General features: G+C 65.4%; 9 protein-coding genes and 1 tRNA gene. 3 read left to right on the top strand and 7 right to left on the bottom strand.

The features are described 5' to 3' along the window. The first annotated feature begins 37 nt into the window (after positions 1 to 37). Positions 38 to 3,478, top strand: coding sequence for an error-prone DNA polymerase (locus ACFE6Z_RS15940; protein WP_375386690.1), 3,441 nt, complete (start codon positions 38 to 40; stop codon positions 3,476 to 3,478). Between the two features lie 6 nt (positions 3,479 to 3,484). On the opposite strand, the gene ACFE6Z_RS15945 is transcribed toward ACFE6Z_RS15940, so the two are convergent. After that, complete coding sequence (locus tag ACFE6Z_RS15945; protein ID WP_375386691.1) at positions 3,485 to 6,178, bottom strand: hypothetical protein; 2,694 nt, start codon at positions 6,176 to 6,178, stop codon at positions 3,485 to 3,487. A gap of 165 nt (positions 6,179 to 6,343) precedes the next feature. On the opposite strand from ACFE6Z_RS15945, the gene ACFE6Z_RS15950 reads away from it, so the two are divergent. Together ACFE6Z_RS15950 and ACFE6Z_RS15955 are read left to right on the top strand one after the other, a co-directional pair. Continuing rightward, positions 6,344 to 6,757 carry a bleomycin resistance protein gene (locus tag ACFE6Z_RS15950; RefSeq protein WP_375386692.1) on the top strand — a complete coding sequence of 138 codons (414 nt, stop codon included), beginning with the start codon at positions 6,344 to 6,346 and terminating at the stop codon, positions 6,755 to 6,757. Positions 6,758 to 6,797: 40 nt separating this feature from the next. Further along, positions 6,798 to 6,869: transfer RNA gene (locus ACFE6Z_RS15955), tRNA-Arg, on the top strand. A 209-nt stretch (positions 6,870 to 7,078) separates the two neighbouring features. Here ACFE6Z_RS15955 and ACFE6Z_RS15960 read toward each other — a convergent pair. The 6 genes from ACFE6Z_RS15960 to ACFE6Z_RS15985 form a co-directional block, all read right to left on the bottom strand. Then, positions 7,079 to 7,363 carry a tyrosine-type recombinase/integrase gene (locus ACFE6Z_RS15960; protein ID WP_375386693.1) on the bottom strand — a complete coding sequence of 95 codons (285 nt, stop codon included), beginning with the start codon at positions 7,361 to 7,363 and terminating at the stop codon, positions 7,079 to 7,081. Then, positions 7,246 to 8,208 (bottom strand): site-specific integrase, encoded by a 963-nt coding sequence (locus tag ACFE6Z_RS15965; protein WP_375386694.1) that lies wholly within the window; start codon positions 8,206 to 8,208, stop codon positions 7,246 to 7,248. The genes ACFE6Z_RS15960 and ACFE6Z_RS15965 overlap by 118 nt, the downstream gene beginning before the upstream one ends. Before the next feature lie 12 nt (positions 8,209 to 8,220). After that, positions 8,221 to 8,532, bottom strand: coding sequence for a hypothetical protein (locus tag ACFE6Z_RS15970; protein ID WP_375386695.1), 312 nt, complete (start codon positions 8,530 to 8,532; stop codon positions 8,221 to 8,223). Positions 8,533 to 9,020: 488 nt separating this feature from the next. Further along, positions 9,021 to 12,179 (bottom strand): type I restriction endonuclease subunit R, encoded by a 3,159-nt coding sequence (locus ACFE6Z_RS15975; protein WP_375386696.1) that lies wholly within the window; start codon positions 12,177 to 12,179, stop codon positions 9,021 to 9,023. Then, entirely contained in the window at positions 12,179 to 13,399 is a 1,221-nt protein-coding gene (locus ACFE6Z_RS15980) for a hypothetical protein (RefSeq protein WP_375386697.1), read from the bottom strand. The genes ACFE6Z_RS15975 and ACFE6Z_RS15980 overlap by 1 nt, the downstream gene beginning before the upstream one ends. Next, complete coding sequence (locus tag ACFE6Z_RS15985) at positions 13,396 to 15,153, bottom strand: N-6 DNA methylase (RefSeq protein WP_375386698.1); 1,758 nt, start codon at positions 15,151 to 15,153, stop codon at positions 13,396 to 13,398. Before ACFE6Z_RS15985 ends, ACFE6Z_RS15980 begins: the two co-directional genes overlap by 4 nt. Positions 15,154 to 15,468: the final 315 nt, after the last annotated feature.

The following is a 15,468-nucleotide window of genomic DNA, read 5'->3' on the forward strand; positions in this document are numbered from 1 at the left end:
CGAGACGCGGCCGAATGCGGCCGACGGGAGGCGCCTGATGGGCTTCCATAACCCCGCCGTGCCGTGGTCTGAGATGGAACGCGTGCTCAGCGACCGCCGGCGCCCGGCCGACACTCCGGCGAACGCCGATGGCGGCGACAGCCCGGCGTGGTCGCACAAGCGCGCGAAATACGTGGCGCCCAAGATCGACCGGCCGGAAGACGCCGTGCCGTACGCCGAACTGCATGCGCACTCGTCGTTCTCGTTCCTCGACGGCGCCTCGTCGCCGGAAGAGCTCACTGAAGAGGCCGAGCGCCTCGGCCTGCACGCGCTGGCCATGACCGACCACGACGGCTTCTACGGGCTGGTGAACTTCGCCGAGGCGGCCGAACCGTACGGCGTGAAGACCGTGTTCGGTGCCGAGCTCTCGCTCGAGCTCCCGCGGCCGCAGAACGGAGAGCCCGATCCGGTCGGCGCGCATCTGCTCGTGCTCGCCCGCGGCGAAGAGGGCTACCACCGGCTGTCGGCGGCGATCACTGAGGCGCAACTCGCCGGCGCCGAGAAGGGCCGCCCCAACTACGACCTGGCGGCGCTCGCCGATCACGCGGGCGGTCCCCGCGACCCGCACTGGGCGGTGCTGACCGGATGCCGGAAGGGTGCGGTCCGTCGAGGGCTCGCCGCCGGCGGGCTCAGTGCCGCAGCATCCGCTCTGGATGATCTCGTCGCCCTGTTCGGCCGCGATGCGGTGCACGTCGAGCTGTTCGACCACGGCAACCCGGCCGATACGCGCGACAACGCCGCGCTCGCCGCGCTCGCCGCCGAGCGCGGGCTGCCGACCCTCGCGACGAACAACGTGCACTACGCGGCTCCCGAGGGCGAGCTGCTGGCGGCAGCGGTGGCGGCGGTGCGGGCGAACCGGAGTCTCGACGAGATCGACGGCTGGCTGCCCTCGCATGCCGGTGCGCACCTGCGATCGGGTGCCGAGATGGCGGCGCGGTTCGCCCGGTATCCGGGAGCCGTCGCCCGCACCGTCCCGCTCGCCGACGAGCTGGCCTTTCCGCTGCGCAAGGCCAAACCCGCCCTGCCGAAGCAGAAGGTGCCGGAGGGGCACACACCGATCTCGTACCTGCGGCAGCTGGTGTGGGAGGCGGTGCCGCGCAAGTACCCGAAACTCACGGATGCTCAGCGTCGGCGCATCGCGAACGAGCTCGATGTCATCGAGTCGAAGGATTTCCCGGGCTACTTCTTGATCGTGTGGGGCATCGTGCAACAGGCGCGGCGCCGCGGCATCCTGTGTCAGGGGAGGGGCTCGGCCGCCTCGAGTGCCGTCTGCTACCTGCTCGACATCACCGCGGTCGACGCGATCGCCTACAACCTGCCGTTCGAGCGCTTCCTCTCGCACCTGCGCGATGAAGAGCCCGACATCGATGTCGACTTCGACTCGGATCGGCGGGAAGAGATCATCCAGTGGGTGTATCGGGAGTATGGGCGCGAGCGCGCCGCTCAGGTGGCCAACGTCATCCAGTACCGGCCGAAGAACGCCGTGCGCGACATGGCCAAGGCGCTCGGGCACTCGCCCGGTCAGCAAGACGCCTGGTCGAAGCAGGTCGAGCGGTGGGGCGCGAGCCTCGAGTCGGGGCCCGATCACGACATCCCCGATCAGGTGATCGAGTTCGCCTCAGCGCTGCTGAAGGCGCCGCGGCATCTCGGTATCCACTCCGGCGGGATGGTGCTCACCGAGCGCCCGGTGGGGGAGGTGGTGCCGATCGAGCATGCACGCATGGCGAACCGCACCGTCATCCAGTGGGACAAAGACAGCGCGGCGTGGATGGGGCTCGTGAAGTTCGATCTGCTCGGGCTCGGCATCCTCGCCGCATTGCAGTACTGCTTCGACCTTGTGGCGGATGCCACGGGCGAGCGCTGGACGCTCGACACGATGCCGAAGGAGGAGAAGGCGGTCTACGACATGCTCTGCCGGGCGGATTCGATCGGGGTGTTCCAGGTCGAGTCGCGCGCGCAGATGGGTCTGCTGCCGCGCCTGCAGCCACGGCAGTTCTATGACCTCGTGATCCAGATCGCGCTCGTGCGCCCCGGCCCGATCCAGGGCGGCGCGGTGCATCCGTTCGTGCGGCGCAAGCTCGGGCGGGAGGAGGTCACCTACGTCCACGAGAAGCTGCGGCCGGTGCTGGAGCGCACGATGGGGGTGCCGGTGTTCCAAGAGCAGCTCATGCAGATGGCGGTCGCGATCGGCGACTGCTCGGCCGCCGAGGCCGACACCCTGCGCCGGGCGATGGGCTCCAAGCGCGGGATCGAGCGGATCGACTCGATCCGTGAGCAGCTGTACAAGGGGATGCTGGAGACCAACGGGCTGACCCTTGAACAGGCCGACGACATCTACGCCAAGATCCAGGCGTTCGCGAACTTTGGGTTCGCCGAGTCGCACGCACTGTCGTTCGGGCTGCTGGTCTACGCGAGCTCGTGGATCAAGCTGCACTACCCCGCGGCCTTTCTCGCGGGGCTCCTCCGTGCGCAGCCGATGGGGTTCTACTCGCCCGCGACCCTCACCGCTGACGCCCGTCGCCACGGCGTCGAGGTGCGCCGGCCCGACCTGCATGCGTCGGGGGTCGAGGCCTGCCTCGAGCCCTCAGGAAACCCCCGGCCGTTGAGCGAGCACAGCGATGAGACGAAACGGGTCACCGGCCTCGACTCCTGCACCCACAGCATCCAGCCCCCCGTCGGCCTCTTCGACATCACCGCTCCCGACGAGACCCTGGCCCACCGTCGCGACGGCGGCTTCGCCGTGCGGCTGGGCCTGGCCGGCATCAAGGGCATCGGGCAGGCGCTGGCCGCCAAGATCGTCGCCGCGCGCGACGCCGAGGGCCCGTACCGAGACCTCCGCGACCTCGTCCGTCGCACCGGCGCGACCACCGCGCAGCTCGAGGCCATGGCCACCGCCGGCGCGTTCGAGTGCCTGGGGCTCAGCCGCCGCGAGGCGACGTGGCTCGCCGGCTCGGCCGCGCAAGATCGCATCGAGTACCTCCCCGATTCGCTGATCTCGGTGCAGCCGCCGCTGTTCACCGACCCCACGAGCTACGAGCTGCTCGCGGCCGACCTCTGGGCCACCGGCATCTCGACCACCGACCATCCGATGACCCACTACCGGTCGGGGCTGGACGCGCGCGGAGTGCTCTCCTCGATCGAGCTGCGTGGGCACGAGTCGGGCCGTCGGGTCGAAGTCGCAGGGCTCGTGACGCACCGGCAGCGGCCGGCGACAGCATCCGGCATCACGTTCCTCAACCTCGAAGACGAGCACGGTCTCGTGAACGTGATCTGCTCGGTGGGCGTCTGGAACAAGTACCGTCGCGTCGTGCGCGACTCACCGGCACTGATCGTGAGGGGGATGCTGGAGCGCTCGGTCGAGGGAGTGACCAACTTGCTCGCCGACAGGTTCGAAGACCTCAGGGTCGGCGTCGATCACCGGTCGCGCGACTTCCGGTGATGGCCGTCACCGCAGGAACTGGTACCGGATCTCGACCTGGATCTGGGTCAGGCCCGACAGGACCAGCCCGGCGTTCTCGCTCGCGCCGACCAGCGAGACGCCCCACTCGCCGCCGATGCCGCGACCCCAGTAGGCGAGGGAGAGCGGCGCAGTGAGCGGAAGATCAGTCGTGTCGGGCTCTTCCGGCGACAGCGGCGTGAACGCCGCGCGTCGCGTGCTCGTGCGGGCCTGCAGCAGCTGCACGTCGATCGTGCCGTCGCCACGGCGCTGCTCGTAGCGGCCGCCGTGGCGGATCTCGCACGACACCGCCCCCGACGGGTGCGCGCCGCCGACGAGGGCGAGGCGGACGCTGCGGATCTTGGCGTCGGCGCGACCTGCGGGGATGGTCGCGGCATCCACGAAGAAATCGAAGCGACCCGTCGCGCGCAGCTGCTCGAATTCACGGTCGCCCGGCGCGAAGAACCGGGTCAGCACGTCTTGGTCATGGTCGCGCTGGAAGTACGCGAGGTAGTCCTGCTGCACGCTCAGCGGCTGGAGCATCTTGCCCCACGACGCGGTCAGCGCCGTCGCGAGGTCGGTGTCTGAAACGTCGTGCTCTTGGTAGCGGAGCCAGAACTCGGCGCTCAAGACGCCCGCGTCGAGCGCGATGTTCTGCGCCTGCGGCTGCAGCGTGACGATCTCGACCGACCGCGCGGCACGGAAGGCCATGCTGTTGAGTGCCTCGGCGCTCGACTGCGCGATGCCGATCGCGAGCAGCCCCGCCTGACGCACCGACTCGGCGTCGACCTCGAGCCGGCCCGAGAGGGCACCCGCCTGGCTCGCCAGCTCCGCCGCCCGCGCCGACCGCGCCTGCGCGGCCTCGATGCGCTGCTGGGCGAGCTCGACGCGGTTGTTGGCGATCAGAAGCTGGTGGGCAAGCTCCGCTCCGCGCCGCACGAGCGCGACCTGCTCCGAGTTGTCGGGCGTCGCAGACGAGGTGAGCTTGTCGACGACTCCGATGAAGTTGACGATCGTCTTGCCGGCCGCGATGACAGCATCCGCCTGCTTGCCGACCTTCTTGTACGCGTCTTCGACCGTCTTCGTGTCTGCCTTGGTGCCGGCCAGCAGCGCCTTGGCGATCGGGTCGGCTTGCGCCGTCACGGTGTCGACCAGGCTCACCATCGCGGGCACGAGGGCCACGAGGCTCGCCCCGGCTGTGGGGATGGCGGCGATCACCCCGACGACGGCGGTGGCGACCGACGCGACCGTGCCGATGAAGTCGCCGAAGCTGAACGACGTTTCTTTCATCTTCGCCATGGCCGCCTGCAGATCGGCGGTCGCGTTGTCGAGCTGCTGCTGAACGAGGCTCGCTTCGTCGGTCGCGATGTCTTTCTCGGATGCTGCGAGCTCGGCGTCATTGTCGAAATTGCGCCGCGCGGCATCGGCGGCCTGCTGCTGCGAGTCGACGATCGCCGAGAGGGCGGCGGTCGTGCCGCTCTGGAAGATCGTGTCGATGCCGCTCAAGAGGAACCCGGTCGCGAGGTTGCTGAACCCCTGGTACGCCTGGATGTAGGTCTCGAAGTCGGGCCAGATGTCGAGTTCGGGCGAGAACCCGAGCACGTTGGTGCCGCCGCCCACCCAGACCTGTTGACCCGCCACGTCGTGCGGAACGCCGACGAGCTGCGCCTGCAGGCGCAGCCCGAACCCGTTGTCGGGCTGCAGTTCGAGCCCGCGGGCGATCTCGGTCGCGGCCAGCTGCCCGTTCTCAGCCGGGTCATCGGCGCTCGGGTTGAAGCGGTGGTAGTAGTACTCGCCCATGGCGATGCGAAACGGCGCCCAGTAGTTGGCCCACGACGGGCCGGTCGAATCGAGCAGGGGGCGCAGGCCCGCGATGAAGTCCTCTTCCGACACCGTCGACCGCGTCACCGAGCCTTCTGCGCCCCACTCGCCGGGAGCACCGTCCTGGCCGGGAGATGCCGCACTCGGGCTGTAGGCGCCGTCGGCACCCGCGGCACCACCGGCGCCGCCGCCACCAGGGCCGCCGGGCGAGGTGGTGAAAACCGGCTCGGTGTCGTCGCTGATCGAGGTGAAGACGATCGCTCCGCCGCTGCCGCCGGAGCCGCCGGGGGCGCCCCACCCGCCGTTGCCGCCCGGGGTGCCGTCGATCGTCTGCTCGGGGATGACGACGTCTTCGAACTCGAAGTCGTACGGGTCGCCCGGGGTGAGGTCGCGCTGCTCGGTGTGCTCGGCCGAGTACGAGCCGTTGCCCCCGGCGGTGCCGTTGCCGCCGCGCCCGCCGCTGGTGCCATTGCCGCCGGCGACCGAGATCTGCGCGTTCTTCGTGCGCCGCGCATAGATCGTCACGCTGCCGCCGTTGCCGCCCGATGACCCTGCGGTGCCGCCCTGTCCGTCGTTGCCGGGCAGAAGCGGGCGACCATCGTGAGAGTACATCTGCGGCATGGGCACCGGCACGCCATTGAGCCCGTTGGTGCCTGTGGCGGGAGCATCCGCACCCCGCGCGTTGATCGCGAAGCCCGCACCGTCGAACTCGTCGGCGACGATCACGAGCGGTCGCGCGGTGATGAGCAGCTCTTTCGCGAGTGTGACCTTGCGGGCGAGCAGGAACACCGGTCCGTCGCCGGCGTAGGTCTTGCAGATGTCTTCGACTTCTTTCGTGACGATGATCTCGTCGCGAATGTAGGGGGAGGTGTAGACGGTCATCGGGCGTCCTTCGTGTGCGGGAATCGGAGTTCGGGGGTCTACTCGGAGGAGCCGGGTCGAGAGATCGCTGATACGTCAGAGTCGAACGGCGAGAGGGGCGTCCGCCACACCGCTGACGGCTCTACTCTGGCCCTGCTCAGGCTCGGGCGCGACTACTTTTATGTGATGAATGCGCTGTGGTCGGGATCTGCGTCCGCCATCCTTCCCGTCGCCGATCTCGAGCGGGCGGCGGCGTTCTATCGGGCGATCGGTTTCGATGTCGAGATGTCGGATGCTGGTGCCTACGCCTTCGTCGAGGCCGGCGGCATCCGGTTCCATCTTTCGGAGTCGGAGGGGTTCGATCCGTTCGTGAATGCCGGAATGGTGTACCTGTACGTCGACGACCCGGATGCCGTGCACGCGATGATCGCGCTCGACGATCTGCGGCTGAGCCACGCCGCCCTCGTCGAGCGCTGGCGGCGGGGCGAGTCGCTGGCGCGCATCCGACCCGTGCGCGATGAACCGTGGGGGATGCGGGAGTTCTCGTTCGCCGACCCCGACAACAATCTCGTGCGGGTGGGCACTCGGCTCGCCCGGTGACGTCGGCAGCGCCGTTGCGTCGGTAAACTGGATGCCGCCAGCCTCTGTAGCTCAATGGAAGAGCAGTTCCGTCCTAAGGAAACGGTTGGGGGTTCGAGTCCCTCCAGGGGCACAGCCTTTTTTTGCCTCTGACCAGGGATTTCTTCTGTGGTCGGACCACACAAAAGGCGTTTTTGCCCGCTTTTTGCCCGCATTCTGAAAATTCGGCGGACTGAAAACGGACGTCTGCAGCGGCCTGCGCGTGACGTCTGAGAGCGCCAAAATCGGGCATTTTGGGCGTGATGTGCCTCGTCGAAAAACTGAGCATTCTGCTCTCTGCGGTTACTGCGGTCGGGCGTAGCGGGTCTGCGGACCCGACGGCAGCGCCACCAGCGGCATCTGGTCGTTCAGCCTCGTCGCGACTTCATCCAGATCGTCCTCGAAGAGATCGGCGTAGGTATCCAGCGTCATCGCCGCCGACGCGTGGCCGAGCATCCGCTGCACGGGCTTCACGTTCGCGCCTGAGCTGATCGCGAGGGACGCGGCGGTGTGGCGGAGTCGTGCGGAGTGAGACGCGGGATCGACGGATCGAATGCCTGCGCGCGCCCGACCGCGTTCGCGAACCATCCCTTGGCGCCCGAGTTGCGCATGTGATTGACCCCGTCGCCGAAGAGCAGTCCCTCGGGGCCCTTGCCGGCGCACGCCTGCTCGATCAGCGGAGCGAGACGCTCAGGGTAGGGGACCGAGCGCTTCTCGTGCGTCTTGGGCGTACCGACGTGGATCTCGTAGGCGATCATCACCGCGTTCTCCTCGATGACGAAGCGCCGACGCAGCCGGTTCACGCTGCGCACCCGCAGCCCCGTCGCCTCGCCCCAGCGGAGGCCCGTGTACGCCAACGTCAGGACGAGCGTCGGATACGCCGAGCACGCGGCCAGCGTCGCGACCTGGTCGTACGTCAGGTACACGCGACGTTTCCCCGGCCCTTGCCGCGGAAGGTTGCGCACATGCCGAGCCGGATTGCTGGCGAGACGACGATCGTCGATCGCGACGTCGAGGATGCCGGCCAGGATCCCCAGCGAGCGAAGGACAACCGTACGCGACCTCCGCGACGCGAGGTCCGACACCCAGTCCTGAACTTCCGAGCGCCGGATCGACGAGATCTCCCTGTCCGCCCAGACCGGAGCAACATGGTTCTTCCGCGCCCGCTCGAGCGTCATGTAGTACGAGGGCTTCGACATCGGCGGCTGCTTGGATCGCAACCAGCTGTCCGCGAACATCCGGACCGGGACCCGCGACGAGGACGGGTCGATGTACTCGCCCTTCGACTTCGACACCGTGACCATGGAGAGGTACAGCTTCGCTTCGCGCATCGTCGTGAAGCCGCGCTTCTCCGCCTCGGTGCGATCAGGCTTGCGATAGCGCACATGGTACCGGCGGCCCTTCGCCGATTCGTACGGGCTGATGCTGCCCATCTCGACCTCCGCTCACACCTGCTCGACGCTCAGTATCTGAGCCAGTGTCGGACACGGATCGGATGTCGTCAACGCAGCCGATGCAAGATGTGGATAGATGGCGAAAGACGTCGTCAACTGGCGTTGGGTAGAGGGCGCCTGCCTGGACGTGCTACTTGGGTGACGCTCCGCTGAGAGCGGCGCGGCGACTGAGAAGGCGCTGTGACATTTCGTCACAGTCGACAACTCAAAGTCGAGGCGGCTGTCCTCGGCACGCAGCTCGCGCCGAAGGCCCTCGACATCGACGTACTGCTTCAGCCCGTCCGATGCATCGGCGTCGGCCACGTTCCATTGGCTCCGTATTCGTCATGGAACCGCACGACGTTCTGGGCGACTTCCGCGAGATGCCAACTGAGGGGGAGCCGTGAGTCTCGAGACGGTCGCCCGGTGGCCAGTTCGCGCAGCCGAGATTGCGGAGTGTCAAGTGATGTCCACGGACGGAATAGGTGCGGAAGACATTTCGCGCGCGCTGTATCGCATAGATATGCGCGAAGTACGCGGCAATCGAGGCCAGCGGTGGCGGGCGGTCCCGCGTTCTGGTGGCATACAAAAGGCTACCGATTGTGTTGCGGGCCGCGGCCGTCTCGCCCGACTGGAGAGAGATGTGCAGGTCGGTGAGCGCTTGGCGCCGGTCGCGGAGTCGCAGACCTACGAAGACAAACGCGGCAACGACCCCAGTGATTACCGTCAGCGCCACACTCACCCAGGTAGCGAGGTCTCCCAGACTGGAGGTCATGATGCGTCCATTCCAAGGCTGGGAATGGTCGCGCTGTCTATAACGCTTCACTGTGTTCACCCACCGATCCCGTCACTTGCCTGAGATTCTCGTGGACGAGCTCACCAAGCCGCTTCACGAGCTCGACCTGCACCTCGGGCCTGGAGAAGTAGTAGTCGACGATGCTGTTGTGGCTGTCTTGGTTGCCGAGCACAGCGTCGGTGACGGCATCGTTGAGGTCCGGCGATTCGACGAACTGTGTCCGCGTGTTTGCTGCTGCCTGGGTTCGGATCTGCGGATTCTCGGTGAGCACCGTGACCACACCTTGCACCCACGACTCGATCCCGGATGCGGTGAAGTCCTCATCGGCGAACAACTCGTTGATGCGCGCCAGTATCTCGGCCAGCCGCACGAGTCGCGGATCTCGTGCGGTGCCTGACCCAGTGGCGCCGAGCGGCTTCAATGGGCTTGCTTCGCCGGTGGCGAGGTCGAGTGCATGGTCGCCAGAGCGCGCCTGCTTGATGTGGGTGAGTTCGACTTCGGAGAAGTCGATGACGTCGACGCCCGCCCGACCGGTGAGACGTGGCAGCAGCAGTCGCAGGTACAGGGATCGCTTCTCGAGGCCAGTGTCGGCATAGTTGACGATCTGCGAGAGGAAATCGTAGAGCCGGACGAACGAGCCCACGTCCTTGCGGAACAGATCGAGCTCTTCGAGCGTTGCCTTGTCACCGTCCGTTGCCGCGGCCAGGTAGCGGGTGTTGAACCGGTCCGCGGCGCCCTTCAGTGGCGCCGTGTGCGCACCGTGCTTCGTACCCGGAGTGAGGAACGCTGTGGTGAAGGCGTCGACATCGGCATCGGTGTAGATCCCGGAGGCGTCGAGCTTCGCTTGCACGTCGTGCACGATGTCAGGATCCGTCGTGTCCGTGAGCTCCGCATCCCGGAAGTACGGCTTGAACGACTTCAAGATCTCCTCGGGGTCGTTGACGAAGTCGAGGATGTACGTGGTGTCCTTGCCCGCTGACGGGTAAGTGCGGTTCAGCCGCGACAAGGTTTGCACGGCGGTCACACCCGCGAGGCGCTTGTCGACGTACATCGCACTCAGTAGCGGCTGGTCGAAGCCGGTCTGGTACTTGTTCGCGACGATGAGCAACTGGAAGTCATCGGACCCGAAGGCGATGGGCAGCGTGCGGCCACGGAGGCCCTTGTTCAGGTTCGCCTCGGAGTAGGGCGGCTCGACGCCGGCGAAGGCGACACCGGAAACCTGCTCAGAGGTGAGGGTGCCTGAGAACGCGACGAGCGTCGCAAGGTCGTATCCCTTCTTGGCGATGTAGGCGTCAATCGCTTCTTTGTACCGGACGGCGTGCTCACGCGAACTGGTGACGACCATCGCTTTGGCGTGCCCGTCGAGCAGGCGCCGCACGTTGGTGCGGAAGTGTTCGACGATGATCTGTACCTTTTGGGTGATGTTCGTAGGATGCAGCGACACCCACCTCATCAGATGCTTTGTCGCTTCCGACTCGTCCACGACGGTCACGTCTTCCGCAGCCCGCAGGTGTTGCTTCGAGGTCTCAGCTATCTGGAACGCGGTGTCGTAGGTTGTGTAGTTCTTCAGCACATCGAGGATGTATCCCTCCTCGATCGCCTGTTGCATCGAGTACACGTGAAACGGTCGCGGCATTCCGTCGTCATCGAGGCGGCCGAACAGCTCGAGGGTCTTCGCCTTCGGAGTCGCGGTGAACGCGAAGAACGACAGATTCGGTGAATCGGCGCGAGCCTCCATCTGTGCGGCGAGCATCGCTTCCGTGTCGATCTCGCCGCCATCGGCAAGGTCCGCCTGCTCTTCGGCGGTGAGGACATCGCGGAGTTTCTGCGACACCCGCCCGGTCTGAGACGAGTGCGCCTCATCAGCGATGATCGCGAAGTTCCGGCCCGCGAGGCCCTTGTTCTCACGGATCGCTTTCAACGCGAACGGGAAGGTCTGCATCGTCACGATCACGATCAGCTTCCCCGACAGTAGTTGCTTCGCCAGCAGACCCGACTTCGACTTCACGTCATCGTCGCCAGCCTTACGCACCTCGTCGGCGTTGATGGTCGCAACGGTGCCGTCCACGCCCTCGATCTGCTTGATTGCTTTCTGCAGCTGGTCATCGAGCACTGTTCGGTCGGTGACGACGATCACAGTGTCGAACACTTTCTGATCGTCGGCGTCGTGCAGATTCGAGAGTCCGTGGGCAAGCCACGAGATCGAGTTCGTCTTTCCCGAGCCGGCGGAGTGCATCACCAGGTACCGGTTACCAGGGCCCTCTTCACGGACCGTGTCGAGTAGCTGGGTGACGAGCTCCCACTGGTGATAGCGCGGGAACAGCAGCGTCGTCCGCGTTGACACAGCGCCGGTGATCGGATCCGTGTCCATGCGCCTCTCGAGGTGCAGCAACTTGCCCAGGATGTGCAGCCACGCATCCCGCTGCAACGCCCGCTCCCATAGATAGGCGGATGCTGCGCCACCTGGGTTCACCGGATTGCCGGCGGCGCCGTCATCCCCGAGATTGAATGGCAAGAAGTGCGTCGCCTTCCCTGCCAGCCTGGTGGTCATCGCCACCTCGTCAGTCGAGACAGCGAAGTGCACGAGCGCTCGGTTAGCGAACCCCAACAGCGGCTCACCCTTCGGATCGCGGTAATGCCGGTACTGCCCGATCGCGTCATCGATGGACTGCGTGTTGTCAGTCTTCAACTCCAGCGTTGCGACTGGCAGGCCGTTCACGAACAGTACGAGGTCGAGGCTGTTCTGATTCTTCGACGAGTAGTACACCTGCCGCATTACTCGCAGACGCACCGCCTCGTACCGGGCCAGGGCCGCCTTGTTGAAGGACATCGCGGGCCTGAATTCGCACATCGAGAACGTGGCCGGCGTCTTCTTGAACCCTTTGCGCAACACATTCAACGTGCCGCCGCCCGCGTCGAGTGGCAGGTCGAGCGTTTTCACAAGCCGGTCGAGCAGTTGTTCCTTCGCCATTGCCTGATCGGTGGTGGACGCCTCGGGCTTGACTACCTTCGCCCATTCAGCGGGCTGGGTCTCTTGCAGCCACCCGTAGACATCGTCCGGGAAGAGAGCACGTGCTTTGTCGTACCCGGTGCCGTTCGGTGAGTAGAGCCAGCCGTCCGACTCGAGGGCAGCGACGATTTCGTCCTCGAACGCCGACTCATGCTCGATAGCCATCAGGCAGCCTCCCCCGTCACATCGATCTGGCCTGTCACTGCGGCGGTGATGAGTGCCGCACGGCGCTCTTTCGAGAGCTCGATAAATCGCTCCGCTTTGGCGACGACCGAATCGATGCGACTGCGCATTGTGGCCATCGTGGCAAGCTGAGCGCGCTGTTGGTCAATGCAGGGAATTCGAACTGAGATGTCGAGGAGGTCGACAACATTGATACGCGGCGTGCGAACGGTGCCGTTGTTGACCCCGCCGATGCCCTTAAGTCGACTCGTCATCTCTGCAACGAACCGCGGAGAAGTCATTACGGCGGCGATCCACGACGGATCGACGAGATTGGAGGTCTTCAACACTGCATAGTCAGGGCTTACCAGACCCCGCTGCGGTGCAACTCCGAGCGCGCCCTGGAAGGCGCGCATGCGATTGACGACGATGTCGCCGGCCTCTGCGATCTTGTACGCGCTGAGATCCTCTGCCCGCGGGACGTCATCTGACAGCGCGTCGCGGCGCCGAACACCCCATGAAATTGAGACCGACAAGAGAGGCAGATGCCGCAGCGACTCGCCGGAACGGTGGTCGCGCTCAACCAGTGACCTCTTGAGACGTTGACCGACGCCGACGATGTCGCCGAGCTCTTCAGCCGCGGCGACGGAGCGGCGCTCCCCGAGGACAGAGATGAGTTTTTCCTGCTTCGCGGTGAGCGCGTCGATTTGCGCGGTCTCGCGGTCCAGGTAGCCGGCGATCCCCCGCTGGATGATTAGGGGCGGGAGTGGCACCAGCACGCGTTGAAGGTCATTGCTCCGAATGCCGACACGAGTTACGCCGGATGCGAGAACCGACCACTGCTGAAGGACAAACTGCGAGGCCATTGCCCAGTACATGTATCGCGGGTCGGCCTTCGTGCGATCCGGCCGGATGATTGCGAGGTGGTACCCGCAGACAAGGTCAGGCGCTGCGTACTCCACGTACGCGGGCACGCCGATGTCGTCCGCGGTCTCTGAGTCTTTAGTGATGACGGTGTCGCCGAGCCGTAGGCGAAATCGATCTAGTTGCTCCGGCGTTGTTGTCGCCGCCATGAAGGCCAACGCGCCGGTGATTGATGAGTTCTTGTACACGTCGGTGTAATTGCAAAGGCGTATCGGCAGCTGGCCTTCAACGGTGTGTTTGTCGACGTTGCTTGGCCACGCTTTTGCTACTTCCAGAAGCCGTCCGGTGGTCCAAGTCATTGCTCGACCTCGCGCAACAGATCCATGATCTCGCCAACGAGCTGGTTCAAGTCGCGGTCGATCTCTTCCAGTGGGCGGGGGGGCACGTAGGTGTAGAAGTGACGTGTGAAGGGGATCTCGTAGCCGACCTTGGTCTTTGCGGCATCCACCCAGGCATCCGGCGCGTGTGGAGCAACCTCGGCCTCGAAGTAGGCCTCGATGGTGGCGTCGCGTCCATCCACTCCGTGGTCATTGCCCGCGTATGTGAACTGTACGTTCTCCGTGTCGCGCAGCTTCGCATCCGACTTCGGGTTGCCTCTGCGGTCACGGATAACCTCGCCGGCCTCGTCGCGGAGCGGCCGCTCGACAGTGATCGTCCAGTAGCCGAAGGCATCCGTCGTCAATATTTTGGAGTGCTCGCTCTCGGTGTGTGCGTCGTAGAGTGCGACGATGCTGTCGCGGTCCGCTTTCGACAGTTCGCGGCTCTTGTTGCCGAGGTTTTTCCGCATTTTGGTGAAGTACCCGGATCCGTCAATGAGCTGGACCCTGCCGATACGGTCGGCGGGTTTGGCGTTGTCGAGGATCCATACGTACGTCGCGATGCCGGTGTTGTAGAACATGTTCGTCGGCAGCGCGACGATCGCATCGACGAGGTCATTCTCGAGCAACCATCGGCGGATCTGCGACGGCCCGGACTCAGCTGCGCCTGTGAACAATGGCGATCCGTTGAGGACGATTCCTGCGCGGCCGCCGCCCTCGTGAACCGGGCGCATTTTCGTAGCGAGGTGTTGGAGGAAGAGCATTTGCCCGTCGCTGATAGGCGGTAGTCCGCCCGGGAAGCGGCCGCGATCGCCGGCATCCTGCACGTGGGCTTTGATCGCCTCTTGTGAGGCCTTCCAGTCGACGCCGTAGGGCGGGTTGGAGAGGCAGTAGTCAAAGGTCTGGCCAGCGAAGAGGTCGTTTGCGAGGGTATCGCCGAGGCGGATGTTGGACGCATCCTGTCCCTTCGCGATCATGTCGGACTTGCAGATCGCGTACGACTGATCGTTGATCTCCTGCCCATATAGCCGTAGTCGTGCGTCGGGATTCAGGCCGGGATGCTCGGGGGTGCCGACGAGGTGGTCCTCGGCGACAGACAGCATGCCGCCTGTGCCGGCAGTGGGGTCGTAGATCGAGCGGACGACACCTCGCTCGGTGAGGGCTTCGTCGTCGGTGGCGAAGAGCAGGTCAACCATGAGGCGGATCGCGTCGCGCGGGGTGAAGTGTTCACCGGCGGTCTCGTTGGATGCCTCGGCGAACTTGCGGATGAGCTCTTCGAACAGGTCGCCCATTTCGGCGTTGGAAACCCGGGACGGGTGCAGGTCGACGTCGGCGAACTTCTGCACGACGAGCAGCAGCCGGTTCTTCTCGGCCATCTGGTGGATCTCGTTGTCGAAGCGGAACCGCTCGAATACATCGATGTTCTTCGAGAAACCCGAGATGTAGTCGACCAGGTTGGCCTGGAGCCCGTCGGGGTCACCCAGAAGGCGTGTGAAGGTCCACGGGCTCGTGTTGTAGAAGGTGAGCCCGGTCTCCTTTCGGATGAGCGCATCGCGGCGGTCCTCGCGTTCGGTCTTGCTCACGATGTCCGCGATCTGGTCGCGTGAGTCAGCGAGGACAGCATCGAGGCGGCGGAGAATCGTCATCGGGAGGATCACGTCGCCGTACTGGTGCGGCTTGTATACGCCGCGCAGCTGGTCCGCTATTGACCAGACGAAGTTCCCTAGACCGCTCACTGATGGCTCCTTTCACGGGACGCGCCTCGTTGCTCTACGTCCCATTCACGACCGTACCCGGTTGATGTCTGAGGGCCCGTCTACCCTTGAGCTGGCAACGAACCCGGGGAGTGACGTGAAGGCACGGAACACGAAGATAAAGCGCGCGAGTATTGGATCGCCAGTGCGCGAACGAGTTTGGGGCCGCGCCGCGGCACGCTGCGTATTGTGCTCGAAGTGGCTGGTCGATGAGCGTCAGTTCTGGCATGCCATTCCGGTCGGGGAGCGTGTCAAATGGTGTGTGTAAGGGGTGGGTCTCCTTATGAAAGGAAACAC

The sequence above is a fragment of the uncultured Microbacterium sp. genome (assembly GCF_964244775.1).
GTDB lineage: Bacteria > Actinomycetota > Actinomycetes > Actinomycetales > Microbacteriaceae > Microbacterium.

Excerpts from the sequence above, each read along its gene's own strand:
- ACFE6Z_RS15950 (WP_375386692.1), top strand. The coding sequence starts at position 6,344 with ATGAATGCGCTGTGGTCGGGATCTGCGTCCGCCATCCTTCCCGTCGCC.
- ACFE6Z_RS15940 (WP_375386690.1), top strand. The coding sequence starts at position 38 with ATGGGCTTCCATAACCCCGCCGTGCCGTGGTCTGAGATGGAACGCGTG.
- ACFE6Z_RS15960 (WP_375386693.1), bottom strand. The coding sequence starts at position 7,363 with ATGGTTCGCGAACGCGGTCGGGCGCGCGCAGGCATTCGATCCGTCGAT.
- ACFE6Z_RS15980 (WP_375386697.1), bottom strand. The coding sequence starts at position 13,399 with ATGACTTGGACCACCGGACGGCTTCTGGAAGTAGCAAAAGCGTGGCCA.
- ACFE6Z_RS15945 (WP_375386691.1), bottom strand. The coding sequence starts at position 6,178 with ATGACCGTCTACACCTCCCCCTACATTCGCGACGAGATCATCGTCACG.
- ACFE6Z_RS15975 (WP_375386696.1), bottom strand. The coding sequence starts at position 12,179 with ATGGCTATCGAGCATGAGTCGGCGTTCGAGGACGAAATCGTCGCTGCC.
- ACFE6Z_RS15965 (WP_375386694.1), bottom strand. The coding sequence starts at position 8,208 with ATGGGCAGCATCAGCCCGTACGAATCGGCGAAGGGCCGCCGGTACCAT.